Here is a 19,005-nt window from a genome sequence, read left to right on the forward strand (position 1 = left end):
AAGAAGCGGTGCTCAAAGAATTTACTGTTAGTTCATATGAATTAACTGTTGTCACTCTTCAAGACTTTCACAAAATATTTTAGTGAAGTGTCCTGCGAGTGCCCACACAGATTGTCTGATTGATGTTAAAGAGCAGTGCGACCGGCCTGAGCCTGCTGCCGCGAGGTGGCGTATACTACGCTTTCCTCCTGCAGAGTCAACGACTTTTTTCTCGTTTTCTCCGCCTGACACCGCGCTGCGTTTCCGCTGTTGCCGTGTCAGTGGATGCGCATTATAGGGATCCGAACGGGTTACACAACCACTTTCTCGATCTTTTTTTCCGTTCGCGCATTTTTCCACCCTTACAGCTATTTTACGCGCTTTTCGATCGTTTTTGGCAGGTCCGCCAGGCTATCTATTAGCCAGTCAGCCAATTTTTCGCCTTCCTCGGTGACCGGTTTGCCGGTTTTAACCAATACTTTAGTTCCTACCCCTGCAGCCTGTGCCGCCTGCATATCTTCCACTTTGTCGCCCACCATATAAGAAGCAGCCATATCAATGTGCAAATGGCGCTGCGCGGAGATAAACATCCCCGGCTGAGGTTTGCGGCAATCACACTGCTGGCGATATTCTCCTTCACCGGCATCAGGGTGATGGGGACAATAATAGATGCCGTCCAGGTCAACACCACGATCGGCCAGCGACCAATCCATCCACTCGGTCAGTTGCATGAACTGATCTTCGGTAAACTTGCCTCTGGCAATCCCTGACTGGTTGGTCACCAGTACCAGAGCAAAACCCATTTTTTTGAGCTCATGCAAGGCGTCAATCACGCCGTCAATGAACTGGAACTGATCGACTTCATGGACATAGCCATAATCGACATTAATGGTACCGTCACGGTCGAGAAAAATTGCAGGGACGCTGTTTGCCACTTACCTTTGCTCCTGATGGCGTAAATTGCGCTTAGTATCGCATGTTTTCATCACTAGAGAGAATGTCATCCCTGATGGGATCTCGATTGACTTAGACGTCTAGACGCCTTAACATCCCCTCCACATTGGGTCGGAATATTATGGTTTCTTATCCGGCCATCGTCATCTTTGATAAAATTTATGATTGAACTGATTAATATTACAAAGGTTTTCCAGCAAAAAGGGCGCGCCGTCACTGCGCTGGACGACGTGACATTACGCGTGCCCGCGGGTCAGATTTATGGCGTGATTGGCGCATCAGGCGCAGGTAAAAGCACGCTGATTCGTTGCGTGAATCTGCTGGAAAGACCGACTAAGGGGAAAGTGCTGATCGACGGGAAAGACCTGATGAGCCTGTCGGAAAGCCAATTGACGCGCACCCGCCGTCAAATCGGCATGATTTTCCAGCACTTCAATTTGTTATCCTCGCGTACCGTATTCGGCAACGTGGCGTTACCGCTGGAACTGGATAACACGCCCGCGTCTGAAATCAAACAGCGGGTGCATCAGCTTCTGGACCTGGTCGGGCTGTCGGATAAACACGACGCTTATCCGGCTAATCTGTCCGGCGGGCAAAAACAGCGTGTCGCTATTGCTCGTGCGCTGGCAAGCAATCCTAAAGTACTGTTGTGTGATGAAGCGACCAGCGCGCTGGACCCTGCCACCACCCGCTCTATTCTTGAATTGCTGAAAGACATCAATCGTCGGCTGGGGCTAACGATTTTGTTGATTACGCATGAGATGGATGTGGTTAAGCGGATCTGCGATCAGGTGGCGGTGATCAGTGACGGCAAACTGATTGAGCAGGATACGGTCAGCGAAGTGTTTTCGCACCCGAAAACGCCGCTGGCTCAGAAATTTATCCAGTCCACCCTGCATCTGGATATTCCGGATGATTATCAGCAGCGACTGTCGGCGACGCCTCGTCCGAACAGCGTGCCGCTGCTGCGTATGGAATTTACCGGCCAGTCGGTTGATGCGCCGTTACTGTCCGAGGTGGCTCGGACATTCAACGTCAACAACAACATTATCAGCGCGCAGATGGATTACGCCGGCGGCGTGAAATTCGGCATCATGCTGGCCGAAATGCACGGACAGGAAACCGACACTCAGGCAGCCATCGCCTTTCTGCAGCAGCACCACGTGAATATTGAGGTATTGGGTTATGTCTGAAGCCATGCTCTGGTTGATTGCCCGCGGCGTTTGGGAGACCGTGGTGATGACATTCGTGTCCGGCTCTTTCGGTTTTATGCTGGGTTTGCCCGTCGGCGTGCTGTTATATATCACCCGCCCTGGGCAGATTATCGCTAATCCTAAGCTCTATCGCAGCATTTCCGCGTTGGTGAATATCTTCCGTTCCATTCCGTTCATTATCCTGCTGGTGTGGATGATTCCTTTTACCCGAGTGATTGTCGGCACCGCAATTGGTCTGCAGGCAGCGATTGTACCGTTGACGGTGGGGGCTGCGCCTTTTATTGCCCGCATGGTGGAAAACGCCCTGTTGGAAATTCCGACCGGATTGATCGAAGCAGCACGCGCCATGGGCGCCACGCCGTTGCAGATTATCCGTAAGATTCTACTGCCCGAAGCCCTTCCCGGCCTGATCAACGCCGCCACTATTACATTAATTACGTTGGTCGGTTATTCAGCCATGGGCGGCGCGGTCGGTGCCGGCGGTCTGGGGCAGATTGGTTATCAATATGGTTACGTCGGCTATAACGCCACCGTGATGAATACCGTACTGATCCTGCTGGTGGTTCTGGTTTATCTCATTCAGTTTTTTGGTGACAGAGCAGTTCGCGCGGTTACCCATAAATAACGGGTTTTATCATCGCGTCTATTATTCTTCGGTGCAGGTTAAAACATTAACAGAGGTAAAAAATGGCAATTAAATTGAAATCTCTCGCGGCGGTTGGTGCGTTGATTGGTGCGCTGGCGCTGGCCGGATGCGGTCAGGAGCAGAAGAACCCTAACCACATTAAAGTCGGCGTGATCGTCGGTGCCGAGCAGCAGGTAGCGGAAGTGGCGCAGAAAGTCGCCAAAGAAAAATACGGTCTGGATGTTGAACTGGTTACCTTTAATGATTACGTGCTGCCGAATGAAGCGCTGAGCAAAGGCGATATCGACCTGAACGCTTTCCAGCACAAACCGTACCTTGACCAGCAGATCAAGGATCGCGGCTATAAGCTGGTTTCCGTCGGCAACACCTTCGTGTATCCGATCTCCGGTTACTCCAAAAAAATCAAATCGCTGAATGATCTGCAGAACGGCGCGCAGATCGCCCTGCCGAACGATCCGACCAACCTGGGCCGTTCGCTGCTGCTGCTGCAGAAAGTGGGCTTGATCAAACTGAAAGACAACGTTGGCCTGCTGCCGACCGTGCTGGATGTGACTGAAAACCCGAAAAACCTGAAGCTGGTCGAACTGGAAGCGCCGCAGTTGCCGCGTTCTTTGGATGACGATCAGATCGCGCTGGCCATCATCAACACCACATATGCCAGCCAGATTAACCTGACCCCGGCCAAAGACGGTTTGTTCGTGGAAGAAAAAGACTCGCCGTACGTTAACCTGCTGGTTGCTCGTGAAGACAACAAAGATGCAGAAAACGTGAAAAAATTCGTAAAAGCTTATCAGTCTGACGAAGTAAACCAGGCAGCGCTGAAAGTATTTAATGGTGGCGCGGTGAAAGGCTGGTAAGTTAATACTTACTTTATTGCACAAAAGAGATGAGAGACGGGCAACTGCCCGTCTTGTTATTTTCTGTATTGCTTGCTTCAATAACCGCACTTTATCCAAGCCAGAGGAAAATTTATGCGTGCTGTACCTGTTCTGCTGTTGGCGTTTTCGCTGACAGGATGTTCCCTGCTGCACAAACCTGCTGCGCCGGCACCACAACCGCAGACACCGGTGGCTGTGGAACCTCCGCCGAAGCCGAAGCCGGTCACGCATCCCGCTCCTGCCGTGCTGTATAAAAGTGCTGAAGAACTGGTAGGCAAGCCGTTCCGCGATATGGGTGAAGTGTCTGGCTCATCCTGTCAGTCCAGCGCGCAAGATACGCCGCCTAGCATTCCGTCCGCCCGCAGAAGAATGCAGAATCGCGCCACCGCCATGAAAGCCAATGCCGTACTGCTGCATGACTGCCAGATCGTCAGTAATGTCGCAGGATGCTACCGTCAGGCCGTCTGCCAGGGTTCCGCACTGAAAGTTTCCGCGCAATGAGCCAATTTTGCTTTAATCAGATCGGCGTTATCCGTTCACCTTATAAAGAAAAATTTGCCATACCCCGACAGCCCGGTCTGATTAGGGATGGCGGTGGAGAATTACATCTCCTCTCGCCTTATAACCAACCCGAGGCCGTACGCGGGCTCGAAGATTTCAGCCACCTGTGGCTGCTGTTCATTTTCCATCAGACAGCCTCCGCGGGCTGGCACCCAACAGTCAGGCCGCCTCGCCTGGGCGGCAATGCCCGCATGGGCGTGTTCGCCACCCGCTCAACGTTTCGCCCTAACCCGATTGGTATGTCGCTGGTTGAACTCAAAGCGGTACGCACCATGCGAGACAGCGTGATACTGGAACTGGGCAGTCTGGATCTGGTAGACGGCACCCCGGTCGTGGACATCAAGCCCTACCTGCCGTTTGCGGAAAGTCAGCCGCAGGCGCGCGCCGGTTTTGCCCAATTGGCGCCCGAAGCCGATATGCCGATCCATTTTTCCGCGCTGGCGGAACAGCAGCTGATGGAACATCAGCAACGCTACCCAAATCTGCGGCGTTTCATCAGCCAGGTGCTGGCGCAGGACCCCCGTCCGGCTTATCGCAAAGGGGAAGATGACCTCAAGGTCTATGCCGCATTGCTGCTGGAATTTAACGTCCGTTGGCGCGTAATTGATGGGCAAACGGAAGTCATCAGCCTTAATGCCGGTTAAAAAACATTGCTGCGCCTTTTGGGGAGCGGCCCGCACTGGTAAACTAAACCACTTTTTCTGCCTGAACCACGTTGTGGTTAATGCTATTTATTTGTTCTGACGGAACTCAAACATCATGCGTACAAGTCAATACATGCTCTCCACGCTGAAGGAGACACCCGCCGATGCCGAAGTCATCAGCCATCAGTTGATGCTGCGAGCCGGGATGATTCGTAAACTGGCTTCCGGCCTTTACACCTGGTTGCCGACCGGGTTGCGGGTGCTGAAAAAAGTCGAAAACATCGTGCGTGAAGAAATGAACAATGCCGGCGCCATCGAAATTTCGATGCCGGTGGTTCAACCCGCCGATCTGTGGCAGGAAAGCGGCCGCTGGGAACAATATGGTCCGGAGCTGCTGCGCTTTGTCGACCGTGGCGACCGCCCGTTTGTGCTCGGCCCGACGCATGAAGAAGTCATCACCGATTTGATCCGCAATGAAATCAGTTCCTACAAGCAGTTGCCGCTGAATTTCTATCAGATCCAGACCAAATTCCGTGACGAAGTCCGCCCGCGCTTTGGCGTGATGCGCGCCCGTGAATTCCTGATGAAGGATGCTTACTCGTTCCACACCACGCAGGAATCCCTACAGGTCACTTACGATGCCATGTACGCGGCCTACAGTAAGATTTTCAGCCGGATGGATCTCGATTTCCGCCCTGTACAGGCCGATACCGGCTCTATCGGCGGCAACGCATCACATGAATTCCAGGTGCTGGCCAGCAGTGGCGAAGACGACATCGTGTTCTCTACCGAGTCGGATTACGCCGCCAACATTGAGCTGGCGGAAGCCGTCGCGCCGGAACGCGGCCTAAGCGCGCCGACTCAAGCCATGACGCTGGTGGATACCCCGAACGCCAAAACCATCGCCGAACTGGTGGAACAATTCGCCGTGCCGGTGGAGAAAACCGTCAAAACCCTACTGGTGAAAGCGACCGAAGAAAGCGGCCATAAATTGGTTGCGCTGCTGGTGCGTGGCGATCATGAACTGAACGAAGTTAAAGCGGAAAAACTGGAGCTGGTCGCCAGCCCGCTGACCTTCGCTACCGAAGAAGAGATCCGTGCGACGGTGAAAGCAGGCCCCGGCTCACTGGGACCGGTGAATCTGCCGGTGCCGGTCGTTGTCGACCGTACCGTGGCCGCGATGAGCGATTTCAGCGCCGGCGCCAATATCGACGGTAAACACTACTTCGGCATTAACTGGGAACGCGATACCGCGCTGCCGCAGGTTGCCGATATCCGTAACGTGGTGGAAGGCGATCGCAGCCCGGACGGCAAAGGCACGCTGCTTATCAAGCGTGGTATTGAAGTCGGTCACATCTTCCAACTGGGTAAAAAATACTCCGAAGCCTTAAAAGCGACGGTTCAGGGTGAAGACGGCCGTAACCAAACCCTGACCATGGGTTGCTATGGTATTGGCGTAACGCGCGTGATCGCCGCCGCCATTGAACAGAACCACGACGACCGCGGCATTATCTGGCCTGACGCCATTGCGCCGTTCCAGGTGGCGATTCTGCCGATGAACATGCATAAATCCTTCCGCGTGCAGGAAGTAGCCGAGGGCATCTACCAGCAGTTGCGCGCCAACGGCGTCGATGTATTGCTGGACGATCGCAAAGAACGCCCCGGCGTGATGTTTGCGGACATGGAACTGATCGGTATTCCGCACACCATCGTGATTGGCGACCGCAATCTGGATAACGACGAGATCGAGTACAAGCACCGCCGTAAAGGCGAAAAAGAGATGATCAAGGCCGGCGATATCGTCGAGTTCCTGCTGTCTCAGTGTGCCCGGTAACGCACGGACCAAATCGCAGACATAAAAAATGGTGGGACATCCCACCATTTTTTTGTGTCATGTTAATTATTGTGCGAGTTATTCGCGGAACAGCTCTTCGATGTCCAGCCCCTGCACCTGCAGGATCTCGCGCAAACGGCGCAGCCCTTCTACCTGAATCTGGCGAACCCGTTCACGAGTCAACCCGATTTCACGGCCCACATCTTCCAGCGTGGCGGCTTCATATCCCAGCAGACCAAAACGGCGGGCCAGCACTTCACGCTGTTTTGCGTTCAGTTCAAACAACCACTTAACGATATTTTGTTTCATATCGTTATCCTGCGTGGTGTCTTCCGGGCCGTTATCCTTCTCGTCGGCCAGAATATCCAGCAGCGCCTTTTCCGAATCCCCGCCCAGCGGCGTATCCACCGAGGTGATGCGCTCGTTGAGACGCAGCATGCGGTTAACGTCATCCACCGGCTTATCCAGCCGCTCGGCGATTTCTTCCGCACTGGGCTCGTGGTCAAGCTTGTGGGACAGTTCGCGTGCGGTACGCAGGTAGACATTGAGTTCTTTAACGATATGGATGGGTAAACGGATGGTGCGGGTTTGATTCATGATGGCCCGTTCAATGGTCTGACGGATCCACCAGGTGGCGTAAGTCGAAAAGCGGAACCCGCGTTCAGGGTCAAACTTCTCGACTGCGCGGATCAAACCGAGGTTCCCTTCTTCAATCAGGTCCAGCAGCGCCAGTCCCCGATTGTTGTAGCGGCGGGCGATTTTCACCACCAGCCGCAGGTTACTCTCGATCATACGGCGGCGAGATGAAACATCGCCGCGTAGCGCCCGACGGGCAAAGTAAACTTCTTCTTCAGCAGTCAGAAGAGGTGAGTAGCCGATTTCTCCCAGATAAAGCTGGGTTGCATCCAGCACGCGCTGAGCAGTTCCCTGCGAAAGCAATTCCTCGTCGAGCTGGTCGCTATCGCTGGTTTCTTCCTCCGCCAACGCTTTGTCGTCAAAAACGTCGATTCCATTCTCATCGAATTCAGCATCTTCATGTAACTCGTTAACTTTCAGCGTATTTTGGCTCATAAGTGGCTCCTACCCGTGATCCCTTGGCAGAATACCGAAATACTCTGCCCGATTTATCGCTGCGGAAGAAAACGCAGCGGGTTTACGGATTTCCCCTTGTAACGAATTTCAAAATGCAAGCGTACTGAACTGGTTCCGGTGCTACCCATGGTAGCGATTTGTTGACCCGCCTTTACCTCTTGTTGTTCCCGGACCAGCATGGTTTCGTTATGGGCATAGGCGCTCAAGTAGTCATCATTATGTTTAATGATGATCAGATTACCGTAACCGCGTAACGCGTTCCCCGCATACACTACACGCCCGGATGCGGTAGCGATAACGGATTGCCCACGTGAGCCGGCGATATCAATCCCTTTATTTCCCCCCTCTGAGGCTGAGAAACTATCTATGACTTTCCCGTCTGTAGGCCAACGCCAGCTGGCAATTGCCGTGCTCGTTTGCGTCGGTTCGGTCGTCGGAAGCGTGGTCGCCGCTCCCGCCGTGGGCAACATCTTACCCACATTCTGTTTACCCGAACCTTCAGAATACGCATTAGTTGGTTGAGAATCAACCTGCGTCGTTTGCATTTGTGGTGACGCGGCTCCAGCCGCGGCCGCGCTGGCCGGCAGCATATGACCGCTGCTGCCGGCCGTATTATTGCCTGATAGCATGCGACCGCCGCCAGAGGCTTTGCCGGCATTTTCAGGCAGCATATGTCCGCTGCCGGCCGGGCTGCTTTCTACCGGCGCGGACGTTGTTACCGGCGCGGATGTCGTTATCGTGGTCGGCGCGCTGGCAATCGCCATGCCCTGGGTGCTGCCGCCGGCATTCATGTTGCTGCCGAGGCTTAACGACTGACCCACATTCAGGCTGTAAGGCTCCTGAATGTTGTTGCGCTGCGCCAGTTCGCGGTAATCATTACCGGTAATCCAGGCGATATAGAACAGGGTATCCCCGCGTTTGACGGTGTAGGTATTACCGCTGTAGCTCCCTTTGGGGATGCTGTTATAGCTGCGGTTATAGACAATCTTACCTTCGCGGGTGGTGACCGCCGCATCGCTGGAAGGGTGGCTGATGACCGCCGAAGGAACAGGTTGAGTATTATTGTTCACGCTGCCGACGCTGGAAATACGCGGCGGCGGCGAATAGGTGGTGGTACTGCCCGAGCGGCTTCCTGCGCCGTTATCTCCCACGCTGCTGATCGGGGCCGCCTGATTATTGTCATTTGCACAACCGGCCAATCCCAGAGTAATAACCGAACACACAGCGATCTGACGCCAGTTCACGATTTGGCTTCCCATGCGCCAAATTCCCCCTATAACCAAAAATGACGAAATCTGCCCGGTCCCGACGTTTATTTCCGTTCGGAACACCCTGATTAAGGCTGGCAATCATGCAGAGCGAGGAACGTAAAAACGATTACCGTTTATTTTATTCGTCGACGCAAACAGGCGGTACCATAAGGTCTGTCTGGCGATCACGCCATACCAACAGGGTCAAAACACGGACAACGACGGGACACAGCCTATCAATATCAATCCGTTATAACCATAAGACAGTTGTATTGAAATTTTAAAGACGGACTTTTTACCGAGACTGGCAACGGTATCAGGCCAGTTCTCCTTTGACCAGCGGAACAAACCGAACCATTTCCACCGTCTGGACGATAAACTCGCCGTTGCGGTGCAAAACGACCTGTAATGTCTGCTGCTCTTCGCCTACCGGTAATACCATGATGCCGCCTTCATCCAGTTGCGCCATCAGCGCGGACGGAATCTCCGGCGGCGCCGCCGTGACGATGATGGCGTCAAACGGCCCTTTGGACGCCCAGCCTTGCCAGCCGTCGCCATGACGGGTGGAGACGTTGTGCAGATCGAGTTGCTTAAGCCGCCGCTTGGCCTGCCACTGCAACCCTTTGATGCGCTCCACGGAGAAGACATGCCGCACCAGATGTGCCAGAATCGCGGTTTGATAGCCGGAACCGGTGCCGATCTCCAGCACGCGGGACTCCGGCGTCAACTGCAGCAGTTCGGTCATTCTGGCGACGATATAGGGTTGAGAGATGGTTTGTCCGGAACCGATCGGCAGGGCGACGTTATCGTAGGCTTTATGTTCGAACGCCTCATCGACAAAACGCTCGCGAGGAACCGAGGCCATGGCCTGCAACAGGCGTTCGTCCTGAATGCCCTGCTGGTGAAGCTGCGCCAGCAACGTTTGCACGCGTTTATTCACCATTCCCCGTCAACTCCCGCGTTAGCCCACCTCATCAACTCGCTCCGTCCTCCGATAGCAAAGAAAATCGACAGCCCGTATCAGGATAAATCACGCGTCTGAAGCCGACAAAAACAGCCGGCTATTAGGCCACCCACTCGTTTTCCTGTTGCACGGGAAGCAGCAGTTCCCGCACCACGCTGGTGGCGAAACACCCGGCCGGCAGCCAGAAGTGTAGCTCAAGCGTGGCGTCATCCCGCCATGACCAGCGCATATCCTGCGGATGTAGCATGATGGCGCGGCGCGCGCTGTCCACCCGTTCACGCGTCAGCAATGACAACAACAGCGCCTGATCCTCCAGGCATTGCTGTTCGAACGCCAGCGCCTGTTCCTGCACACCCGGTTCACCCTGCCCCGGCAATGCGGCGGTAATCTGTAGTTCGCCGGCTATCACACGCGACTGCGCGTCAGCCAATTCTTCCGGCTTGACCACAAACCAGCTGCCGCGGCCAGTCAGTTGCAGCGCATCGCCGGTCAGCACCTGCGTTGCGCCATACGTCGCCAGACGCGCACTGGTCATTAGATTGAATAATTCACTGCGAACGGCGGAAAGGTAGAAGCTGCGCTTGCTGCGATCCTTAACCCGAATCTCGTCATTCGCCCAGCGGCGGGCCTGTTCCAGATTGTTGCCGTCACGACCGAAACGCTGACTGCCGAAATAGTTGGGTACGCCTTTACCGGCGATCAGCGCCAGACGGGCTTCAACATCGGCACGGTCGCTAACCTCGCGCAGCACCAGACTAAAATGGTTGCCGCGCAACGCGCCAATACGCAGTTTACGGCGATGGCGCTGCGCTTCAAGGATTTCGCACCCGTCCAGCGCGAATGCCGACCACGCCGGCTCCGTTTTGCCCGGCAAATGCAGGCAGAACCATTGTTCGGTTACCGCATGACGATCTTTCAACCCGGCATAGCTGACGGAACGCGCCGGAATTCCGGCGCACTTCGCCAGCGCTTCCGCTACAAACGTCGTGTTACAGCCGCGCTTACGAACACGCACCAGCACATGTTCGCCATCGCCATCCGGTGCAAACCCCAGATCTTCGGCGACAAAAAAATCATCCGGCGATGCCTTCAGTACCCCCGTTGCGGCCGGTTCGCCATGCAACCAAAGCAGTGATTCACGCATTACCATGCCACCACGCCGGTGGCGTCGCCCTTGACCAGCAAGACTACCGCTTCACAGGCAATCCCTTCGCCACGGCCGGTAAAGCCCAGTTGCTCGGTCGTAGTGGCTTTGACGTTGACATCATCCATATGCGATTGCAGATCTTCAGCGATGTTGACGCGCATCTGCGGGATGTGCGGCGCCATTTTCGGCGCCTGTGCGATGATGGTGACATCGAGGTTGCCCAGTTGGTAACCCTTGGCGGTGATGCGACGCCAGGCTTCACGCAGCAGTTCGCGGCTGTCGATGCCGCGGTAGGCCGGATCGGTGTCGGGAAACAGTTTACCGATATCGCCCATCGCCGCCGCGCCCAACAGCGCATCGGTAACGGCATGCAACACCACGTCGCCATCGGAATGCGCCAGCAAGCCGCGTTCATAGGGAATACGCACCCCGCCGATCACCAGCGGGCCTTCTCCGCCAAATTTATGCACATCAAAACCGTGACCGATACGCATCACTCAGGCTCCTTTATTATCTTGTTGATGATGATCCGGGCGGCGCGTCAGATAAAATTCCGCCAGCGCCAGATCTTCCGGGCGCGTGACCTTGATGTTGTCTGCCCGTCCCGGAACAATCTGCGGGCGATAACCGCAATATTCCAGCGCCGACGCCTCGTCGGTAACGGTCGCGCCTTCACGCAGCGCCCGTTCCAGGCATTCCCGCAACAGCGCCAGTGGGAACAGTTGCGGCGTCAGGGCGTGCCACAGCGCCTCGCGCTCCACCGTATGGTCGATGGCGCCATCGCGGCTTCGCTTCATGGTATCACGCACCGGCGCAGCCAGGATGCCGCCGACCTCACTTTGCCCGGTCAGCGCCAGCAGCCGGGACAGATCGTCCTGATGCAGGCAGGGCCGCGCCGCGTCATGCACCAGCACCCAATCGGTGTGCGGCAAATGCAGTAAGCCGGCCAGCACCGAGTCGGCCCGCTGGCGGCCGCCGGTCACCAACTGAATACGCGGGTCGGCCGCGAGGGGCAGTTCGGGAAAATAACGGTCATCGGCGCTGATGGCGATTACCACCCGTTGAATACGCGGATGACGCAGTAAAGCCGCGACCGTGTGCTCAAGAATGGTTTTATTACCGATGGAAAGGTACTGCTTGGGGCGGTCGCTCTGCATCCGGCTGCCGTTTCCAGCCGCCGGCAGGACAGCAACCACCTCAGCCAAAGACTGATTTGGAGTAGACATACCTAGCGAGACGTCGATGATGAAGTGGAAGGGGCCGGCGACGGGTTTGCACCGACGCGGCGATCCGCCGGGTCGGCCACCAGACGATAAAAGCTTTCTCCGGGTTTGGTCATGCCCAGCTCGTTGCGCGCCCGCTCCTCAATAGCCTCCTGACCACCATTGAGATCGTCTATTTCCGCAAACAGCTGTTCGTTGCGGGATTTCAGTTTGACGTTGTTGGCCTGTTGCACCGCCACGTCATCCTTCACCCGCACGTAATCATGAACACCGTTTTTCCCCAGCCAGAGCGAATATTGCAACCAACCGAGAAGAATCAACAATAAAAGCGAAAGTTTTCCCATCCAGCCCCCTGAAAAGCCGCCTAATCATCCCATAACTTTTATCAGGACTCCACCTTCACCAACAATTCCCCTCTGGTGGGAAAAAGTCAGGCGAACGCTGGGAGGGAAGGATAAAATTACTCACACAGGGAAATAGTTTCGGTAAGAAACAAAACAGTCTGAAATCGGTTTCTCTAAAATCGATATCCTGATGATATGTGCTACTTGCGAGCGGTTACCATCCGGTGATCAATAAGAACACCAACCAGAACACGCCTGGAATGCTAACCGCGCAGCAGACCATCATCCACACCACATGATTCGGCAACAACAGGCGAAACAGCATGCCTATCAATACCGACAGGGGCATCAACGCCAGAAAAAAGGGCCAGGTGTAAAGCATCAGCAACAGCGTGGAGTTCAGGCCATACACGATAAACGGCAGAGAGAAGGCCAGCCAGTAAAAACAGAAACCAGCCAGCGCGCCTACCAGCGGGCTACAAGAAACGCAGGACGCGTCCTCCCCCTCGTCATGGTCGGCTTGCGTATTGCTATCAGGTAATGGCGTCACACTCTGCATCATCGTTCCTGCTTTACCCCATCACCGGGTAACCGTTGGGCCTTAAGACTGCCCCTTCGTCAGACCATCGGCAGCGAGACAAAACACGCATACCGTAGCCTGCAAAGGGGCAAGCTGAGGCTTAGATGATAGCTCGACCGTGCAGCATATCTAATAATTCAGCGACTAAATTTGTTACCAATTGTTGGCCGTCCAGATGCAATTCCGGCTGTTCCGGCGCCTCATAAACCGCGTCAATACCGGTGAAGTTGCGCAACTCACCGGCACGGGCTTTCCGGTATAAACCTTTGGGGTCGCGGGCTTCACAAATAGCCAGCGGCGTATCGACGAACACTTCAAGAAACTGCTCCTGATCAAGCAGTTCTCGAACCATCTGCCGTTCAGCACGGTGCGGAGAGATAAACGCGGTTAATACAACCAGACCGGCATCGACCATCAACCGGGCCACTTCCCCCACCCGGCGAATGTTCTCGCGCCGGTCATCATCGCTGAATCCCAGATCACGACACAGCCCGTGCCGGACGTTATCACCATCCAGCAAATAGGTACTCACGCCACGGGCAAACAAGGCCTGCTCCAGTGCGCCGGCCAGCGTAGATTTGCCGGAACCGGACAGCCCGGTGAACCACACCACCACGCCACGATGCCCGTGTTGACGTTCACGGTCTTCGCGTGTGACCGGATGGTCGTGCCACACCACATTGTTATCGGCCGGCGCGCCCGGCCGGGCCTGCGTTTGCGCCACGTTATTTTCCTCCCAGCAGATCGCGCGCGCCCCAGTGCGGGAAGTGGCGGCGAATCAGCGCATTCAGTTCCAGCTCAAAAGCGCTGTAGTTACCGGCTTCCGCTTCCTCCAGCTCAACCGGCTCACGCACCAGCCCGGCGCCGACCGTCACGTTGCTTAGGCGATCGATGAAAATCATGCCGCCGGTGACAGCGTTGTGCTGATATTTGTCCAGCACCAGTGGTTCATCAAAGGTCAGTTCGACCAGACCAATGCCGTTGAGCGGCAGCGACTCGGTAACCCGCTGGGTCAGGGTATTGATTTCCACCTGATAGTCGATGTTTTCCACCCGCGCGCGGGTTTTCTTACCGGCAATTTTGATGTCGTAGCTCTGTCCCGGCACCAGCGGCTGTTCCGCCATCCAGACCACATCCACCTTCGCGCTGCGTACCGGCTGGAGCGTTTCCTCGCTGCCGACCAGCAGGTCGCCGCGGCTGATATCGACTTCGCTGGACAGCACCAGCGTCACCGCTTCGCCAGCCTGCGCCTGTTGCAGGTCGCCATCAAAGGTGACGATACGACTGACGCTGGACTCCACACCCGACGGCAGCACCTTCACACGCTGCCCGACTCGCACCACTCCAGACGCCACCGTGCCGGCGTAGCCGCGAAAATCCAGGTTCGGACGATTGACATACTGCACCGGAAAACGCATCGGCTGGCTCAGGCTGCGGGAGGAAACATTGACCGTCTCCAGCACATCCAACAGCGTCGGGCCGTGATACCAGCTCATGGTCGTGCTCGGCGTCGCGACATTGTCGCCATCCAGCGCGGAAATCGGCACAAACGTAATATCCAGATCCGTCGGCAACTGACCGGCGAAGTCCAGATAGTCCTGCTTGAACCGATCAAAGACCGCCTGCTGATACTCCACCAGATCCATCTTGTTGACCGCCACCACCAGATGGCGAATCCCCAGCAGCGTGGCGATAAAACTGTGGCGACGGGTCTGATCCAGTACGCCCTTGCGCGCGTCGATCAGCAGGATCGCCAGTTCGCAGGTGGACGCACCGGTCGCCATGTTGCGGGTGTACTGCTCATGCCCCGGCGTATCGGCGATGATGAACTTGCGTTTTTCCGTGGAAAAATAGCGATAAGCCACATCAATGGTGATGCCCTGCTCGCGCTCGGCCTGCAGGCCGTCCACCAACAGCGCCAGATCGAGCTTTTCGCCCTGAGTGCCAAGGCGCTTGCTGTCATTGTGCAGCGTAGAAAGCTGATCTTCGTAAATCTGACGAGTATCGTGCAACAACCGGCCAATCAGGGTGCTTTTGCCATCGTCAACGCTGCCGCAGGTCAGAAAACGCAACAGGCTTTTGTTCTGCTGTGCGTGAAGATAAGCCTCAACCCCGCCCTGATCGGCAATCTGTTTTGCAATACTATGATTCATTTGACGATTCCTCAGAAATACCCTTGACGCTTTTTCAGCTCCATGGAGCCGGCCTGATCGCGGTCAATCACCCGTCCCTGACGTTCGCTGGTGGTCGACACCAGCATCTCTTCGATGATTTCCGGCAGCGTTTGCGCCTGCGATTCCACCGCGCCGGTCAACGGCCAGCAGCCGAGCGTACGGAACCGCACCATGCGCTGGGCAATCACCTCGCCCGGTTGCAGGTCAATACGGTCGTCGTCCACCATCAGCAACATACCGTCGCGCTCCAGTACCGGACGCTCGGCGGCCAGATACAGCGGCACGATATCGATGTTTTCCAGATAGATGTACTGCCAGATATCCAGTTCGGTCCAGTTGGACAGCGGGAATACGCGGATGCTCTCCCCCTTGTTGATCTGGCCGTTATAGTTGTTCCACAGCTCCGGGCGCTGATTTTTCGGGTCCCAACGATGGAAACGATCGCGGAAAGAGTAGATACGCTCTTTGGCGCGAGATTTCTCTTCATCACGGCGGGCGCCGCCGAACGCGGCGTCAAAGCCGTACTTGTCCAGCGCCTGTTTCAACCCTTCGGTTTTCATGATGTCGGTATGCTTGGCGCTGCCGTGCACAAACGGGTTGATGCCCATCGCTACCCCTTCCGGGTTGCGGTGCACCAGCAGCTCGCAGCCGTAGGCTTTGGCGGTACGATCGCGGAATTGGTACATTTCGCGGAATTTCCAACCGGTATCCACATGCAGCAGCGGGAACGGCAGCGTGCCCGGAAAGAACGCCTTACGGGCCAGATGCAGCATCACGGAGGAATCCTTACCGATGGAATACAGCATCACCGGGTTGCCGAACTCAGCCGCTACCTCACGAATGATATGAATACTTTCCGCTTCAAGCTGTTTTAAATGCGTGAGTCTTTTCTCGTCCATAACCTTAACCTTAAGCCAGATTCACCACGGCCGAGCGCCCGTCAGTCGGCGTCATCCGCGCTTGTTCACCAAACCAGGCGATGTGTTGATGCAAATTCACCACCTCGCCAATTACCAGCAGCGCCGGCGTCGGAGCCTGCTGCGCCAGTTGTTCCAGTTCCGCCAGCGTGCCGGTCAGCACTTGCTGATCCTGTCGCGTACCGCGGCCGATGACCGCCACCGGCGTATGCGGCGCCCGGCCATGCGCGATCAGTTGCTGGCTGATTTCCGCCGACTTGACCGTACCCATATAGATAGCCAAGGTTTGTCGGCCGCGCGCCAGCGTCGACCACTCCAGCGCATCGCCATCCGGGCGGCAATGCCCGGTGATAAATATCACGCTCTGCGCGTAATCCCGGTGCGTCAGCGGAATGCCGGCATACGCCGTGGCGCCGGCCGCCGCGGTGATGCCCGGCACCACCTGAAATGGAATGCCCGCCTGCGCCACCTGTTGCAGCTCTTCGCCGCCGCGACCGAAAATAAAGGGATCGCCGCCTTTCAGCCGCACCACCCGTTTGCCTTCCTGCGCCAGCTTCACCAGCAGCGCGTTAATCTCGTCTTGCGGCAGCAGATGCGCGCTGGCGCGTTTGCCGACGCAAATCCGCTCCGCATCGCGGCGCACCAGATCCAGCACCTCATCGCTGACCAGATGATCGTAAAGCACCACATCCGCCTGCTGAATCACCTGCAAGCCACGCAACGTCAGCAAACCGGCATCGCCCGGCCCGGCGCCCACCAGCGCCACCTCGCCTTGCTTAACATCGGGCTGCGCCAGTTGTTGTTCCAGTTCCTGCTCGGCCTGCGCCAGTTGCCCGGCAGCCACCAGACTGGAGAAACGCCCGGTAAAAATACGCTCCCAAAAACGACGGCGTTCCGTTACCGACGCCAGCCGCTGCTTGATGCGACCACGCCATTTTCCGGCCAGCTCCGCCATCAGCCCCAGACGGGCAGGCAGCAGCGCCTCCAGTTTCTCCCGCAGCAAACGCGCCAGCACCGGCGCCTGACCGCCGGACGAAATCGCCACCATCAGCGGCGAGCGGTCAATCAGCGAGGGAAAAATGAATGAGCATTTGGGCTGGTCATCCACCACATTGACCAGCAATTGGCGGCGATTGGCTTCCTCGAACACCGTGGCATTCAGCGCGGCATCATCGGTCGCGGCAATCACCAGAAACACGCTATCCAGCAGCGCGGGCGAGAACTCCTGCGCCACCCATGCCAGCCGGCCCGTCTGATGCTGCGCGTGCAGCGGTTCGCACAGCGCGCGCGCCGCTACCCGAACATCAGCCCCGGCGCGTTGCAGCAGGTCAATCTTGCGTGTTGCCACCTCACCGCCCCCGACAACCAGCACAGGGCGTTGCCGGAGATCGGCGAATATAGGGAGATAGTTCACAGATGCCTTTACTAAGCTAAAAATTCTATAAAGCGACTATAAAACGTGAAGAGAAAGGTTATGAAATGCCGAATTAGTATGATTAGTTCCGTAATGGAATAACAAACTATGCGGGAAAGAATAAAAACGCTTAATAACGGTTTTTACACTTCACGTTCACCTGTGCCTGCGCCGGACAGACAGCACCATCAGTACGCAGGCGATGACGTTTCACAAAAATACGGCTGACAGTTCCCCAAACGCCGTTAAAGCAGCAATGACCACACGCCTGATGCTCGCGCCGGAGAATGTCACACCGCCCGGCCGAATCATGTCGGATAGCTACGTCAGATGACTGCTCGTGATTATCATACAGGTTAATCAGCGTCTGGTTGATACCCGCTATCGGGATGGATGGATTTCTGTGCTGCTGATGTCACCGCGTTCGTAGCGCATCAGGCGGCGACCATCAGCCTTCATGCAGCCCACATTCGCGTTTCAGGCCGAAGAAACGGGTTTCTTCCTCGCTCATGCCCGGTTCCCACTTGCGGGTGGTATGGGTATCGCCCACCGACAGATAGCCCTGTTCCCATAGCGGGTGGTAGCTCAATCCGTTGGCTTTCAGGTACTGGTACACCGTGCGGTTATCCCAGTCGATGATCGGCAAAAACTTGAATACCCCGCGTTTGATCGCCAGCACCGGCAATCCTTCGCGGCTGTCCGATTGTTCACGGCGCAGACCAGCGAACCAGGTGCCGGCGCGCAGTTCTTGTAACGCCCGATCCATCGGCTCGACTTTATTGATCTGGTTGTACTGCTCAATGCCTTCCAGCCCCTGCTCCCACAGCTTGCCGTAACGCGCCTCCTGCCAGGCAGGAGACTGTGCGGCACGGTAAACCTGCAGGTTAAGAGCCAACTGTTCGGTCAGTTGGTCGATGAACTGATACGTCTCCGTAAACAGATAACCGGTATCGGTGAGGATAACCGGAATATCCGGCCGCTGTCGGGTAACCAAATGCAGGCACACCGCCGCCTGAATGCCGAAACTGGAGGAAAGCACAAACTCGCCCGGCAAGTTTTCCAGCGCCCAGCTGACGCGCTCCTGCGCGGACAGATTCTCCAGCTGTTCGTTGACGTCCGCCAGCGCGGCGGTCTGTTCCGGTTGGGGCAAGGCGCGCAGCGCCTCCAGATTCAGCGTAGACATCAGGTTC

At 56.2% G+C, this 19,005-nt stretch carries 20 protein-coding genes; 6 read left to right on the forward strand and 14 right to left on the reverse strand.

Features of this window, described 5'->3' with window-relative positions:
- Window positions 1-347: 347 nt before the first annotated feature.
- A complete protein-coding gene (gmhB, locus tag DDA898_RS16895; RefSeq protein WP_038911812.1) occupies window positions 348-914 on the reverse strand; it encodes a D-glycero-beta-D-manno-heptose 1,7-bisphosphate 7-phosphatase in 567 nt (188 codons plus the stop codon).
- A 180-nt stretch (window positions 915-1,094) separates the two neighbouring features.
- On the opposite strand from gmhB, the gene metN reads away from it, so the two are divergent.
- The 6 genes from metN (at window position 1,095) to proS (ending at window position 6,710) form a co-directional block, all read left to right on the forward strand.
- Complete coding sequence (gene metN, locus DDA898_RS16900; protein WP_038911813.1) at window positions 1,095-2,126, forward strand: methionine ABC transporter ATP-binding protein MetN; 1,032 nt, start codon at window positions 1,095-1,097, stop codon at window positions 2,124-2,126.
- On the forward strand, window positions 2,119-2,772 hold the full coding sequence (locus tag DDA898_RS16905; protein ID WP_013319218.1) for a methionine ABC transporter permease MetI: 654 nt from the start codon (window positions 2,119-2,121) through the stop codon (window positions 2,770-2,772). Before metN ends, DDA898_RS16905 begins: the two co-directional genes overlap by 8 nt.
- 62 nt (window positions 2,773-2,834) lie before the next feature.
- Window positions 2,835-3,650 (forward strand): MetQ/NlpA family lipoprotein, encoded by an 816-nt coding sequence (locus DDA898_RS16910; protein ID WP_038911814.1) that lies wholly within the window; start codon window positions 2,835-2,837, stop codon window positions 3,648-3,650.
- Between the two features lie 114 nt (window positions 3,651-3,764).
- The gene (rcsF, locus tag DDA898_RS16915; RefSeq protein WP_013319220.1) at window positions 3,765-4,172 is read left to right on the forward strand and encodes an envelope stress sensor lipoprotein RcsF; all 408 of its coding nucleotides are present in this window, start codon (window positions 3,765-3,767) and stop codon (window positions 4,170-4,172) included.
- Window positions 4,169-4,876, forward strand: a complete 708-nt coding sequence (gene tsaA / locus DDA898_RS16920; protein ID WP_038911815.1) for a tRNA (N6-threonylcarbamoyladenosine(37)-N6)-methyltransferase TrmO — start codon at window positions 4,169-4,171, stop codon at window positions 4,874-4,876. Before rcsF ends, tsaA begins: the two co-directional genes overlap by 4 nt.
- A 115-nt stretch (window positions 4,877-4,991) precedes the next feature.
- Window positions 4,992-6,710: a proline--tRNA ligase gene (gene proS / locus DDA898_RS16925; protein ID WP_038911816.1), complete on the forward strand. Its 1,719-nt coding sequence runs from the start codon at window positions 4,992-4,994 to the stop codon at window positions 6,708-6,710.
- Between the two features lie 78 nt (window positions 6,711-6,788).
- On the opposite strand, the gene rpoS is transcribed toward proS, so the two are convergent.
- From rpoS to DDA898_RS16990, 13 genes are all read right to left on the reverse strand, one after another.
- On the reverse strand, window positions 6,789-7,781 hold the full coding sequence (rpoS, locus tag DDA898_RS16930) for an RNA polymerase sigma factor RpoS (RefSeq protein ID WP_013319223.1): 993 nt from the start codon (window positions 7,779-7,781) through the stop codon (window positions 6,789-6,791).
- A 53-nt stretch (window positions 7,782-7,834) separates the two neighbouring features.
- Entirely contained in the window at window positions 7,835-9,061 is a 1,227-nt protein-coding gene (gene nlpD, locus DDA898_RS16935; protein ID WP_038911819.1) for a murein hydrolase activator NlpD, read from the reverse strand.
- 307 nt (window positions 9,062-9,368) lie between these two features.
- Window positions 9,369-9,995 carry a protein-L-isoaspartate(D-aspartate) O-methyltransferase gene (locus DDA898_RS16940; protein WP_013319225.1) on the reverse strand — a complete coding sequence of 209 codons (627 nt, stop codon included), beginning with the start codon at window positions 9,993-9,995 and terminating at the stop codon, window positions 9,369-9,371.
- Window positions 9,996-10,116: 121 nt separating this feature from the next.
- On the reverse strand, window positions 10,117-11,166 hold the full coding sequence (truD, locus tag DDA898_RS16945) for a tRNA pseudouridine(13) synthase TruD (RefSeq protein WP_038911820.1): 1,050 nt from the start codon (window positions 11,164-11,166) through the stop codon (window positions 10,117-10,119).
- Window positions 11,160-11,657 (reverse strand): 2-C-methyl-D-erythritol 2,4-cyclodiphosphate synthase, encoded by a 498-nt coding sequence (gene ispF / locus DDA898_RS16950; protein ID WP_038901929.1) that lies wholly within the window; start codon window positions 11,655-11,657, stop codon window positions 11,160-11,162. Before ispF ends, truD begins: the two co-directional genes overlap by 7 nt.
- 3 nt (window positions 11,658-11,660) lie before the next feature.
- On the reverse strand, window positions 11,661-12,389 hold the full coding sequence (ispD, locus tag DDA898_RS16955; protein WP_038911821.1) for a 2-C-methyl-D-erythritol 4-phosphate cytidylyltransferase: 729 nt from the start codon (window positions 12,387-12,389) through the stop codon (window positions 11,661-11,663).
- Window positions 12,390-12,391: 2 nt separating this feature from the next.
- A complete protein-coding gene (ftsB, locus tag DDA898_RS16960) occupies window positions 12,392-12,730 on the reverse strand; it encodes a cell division protein FtsB (RefSeq protein ID WP_038911822.1) in 339 nt (112 codons plus the stop codon).
- 214 nt (window positions 12,731-12,944) lie between these two features.
- Window positions 12,945-13,289, reverse strand: coding sequence for a DUF3561 family protein (locus DDA898_RS16965; RefSeq protein WP_033112032.1), 345 nt, complete (start codon window positions 13,287-13,289; stop codon window positions 12,945-12,947).
- A 121-nt stretch (window positions 13,290-13,410) separates the two neighbouring features.
- Entirely contained in the window at window positions 13,411-14,034 is a 624-nt protein-coding gene (gene cysC / locus DDA898_RS16970; RefSeq protein WP_038901932.1) for an adenylyl-sulfate kinase, read from the reverse strand.
- 1 nt (window position 14,035) lies between these two features.
- Window positions 14,036-15,463, reverse strand: coding sequence for a sulfate adenylyltransferase subunit CysN (gene cysN / locus DDA898_RS16975; RefSeq protein ID WP_038911823.1), 1,428 nt, complete (start codon window positions 15,461-15,463; stop codon window positions 14,036-14,038).
- An 11-nt stretch (window positions 15,464-15,474) separates the two neighbouring features.
- On the reverse strand, window positions 15,475-16,383 hold the full coding sequence (cysD, locus tag DDA898_RS16980) for a sulfate adenylyltransferase subunit CysD (protein WP_013319233.1): 909 nt from the start codon (window positions 16,381-16,383) through the stop codon (window positions 15,475-15,477).
- 10 nt (window positions 16,384-16,393) lie between these two features.
- A complete protein-coding gene (gene cysG, locus DDA898_RS16985) occupies window positions 16,394-17,815 on the reverse strand; it encodes a siroheme synthase CysG (protein ID WP_038911825.1) in 1,422 nt (473 codons plus the stop codon).
- Window positions 17,816-18,263: 448 nt separating this feature from the next.
- Window positions 18,264-18,998 (reverse strand): phosphoadenylyl-sulfate reductase, encoded by a 735-nt coding sequence (locus DDA898_RS16990; protein WP_038911826.1) that lies wholly within the window; start codon window positions 18,996-18,998, stop codon window positions 18,264-18,266.
- Window positions 18,999-19,005: the final 7 nt, after the last annotated feature.

Origin of the sequence: Dickeya dadantii NCPPB 898 (genome assembly GCF_000406145.1) — a bacterium.
GTDB classification, from domain to species: Bacteria; Pseudomonadota; Gammaproteobacteria; order Enterobacterales; family Enterobacteriaceae; genus Dickeya; species Dickeya dadantii.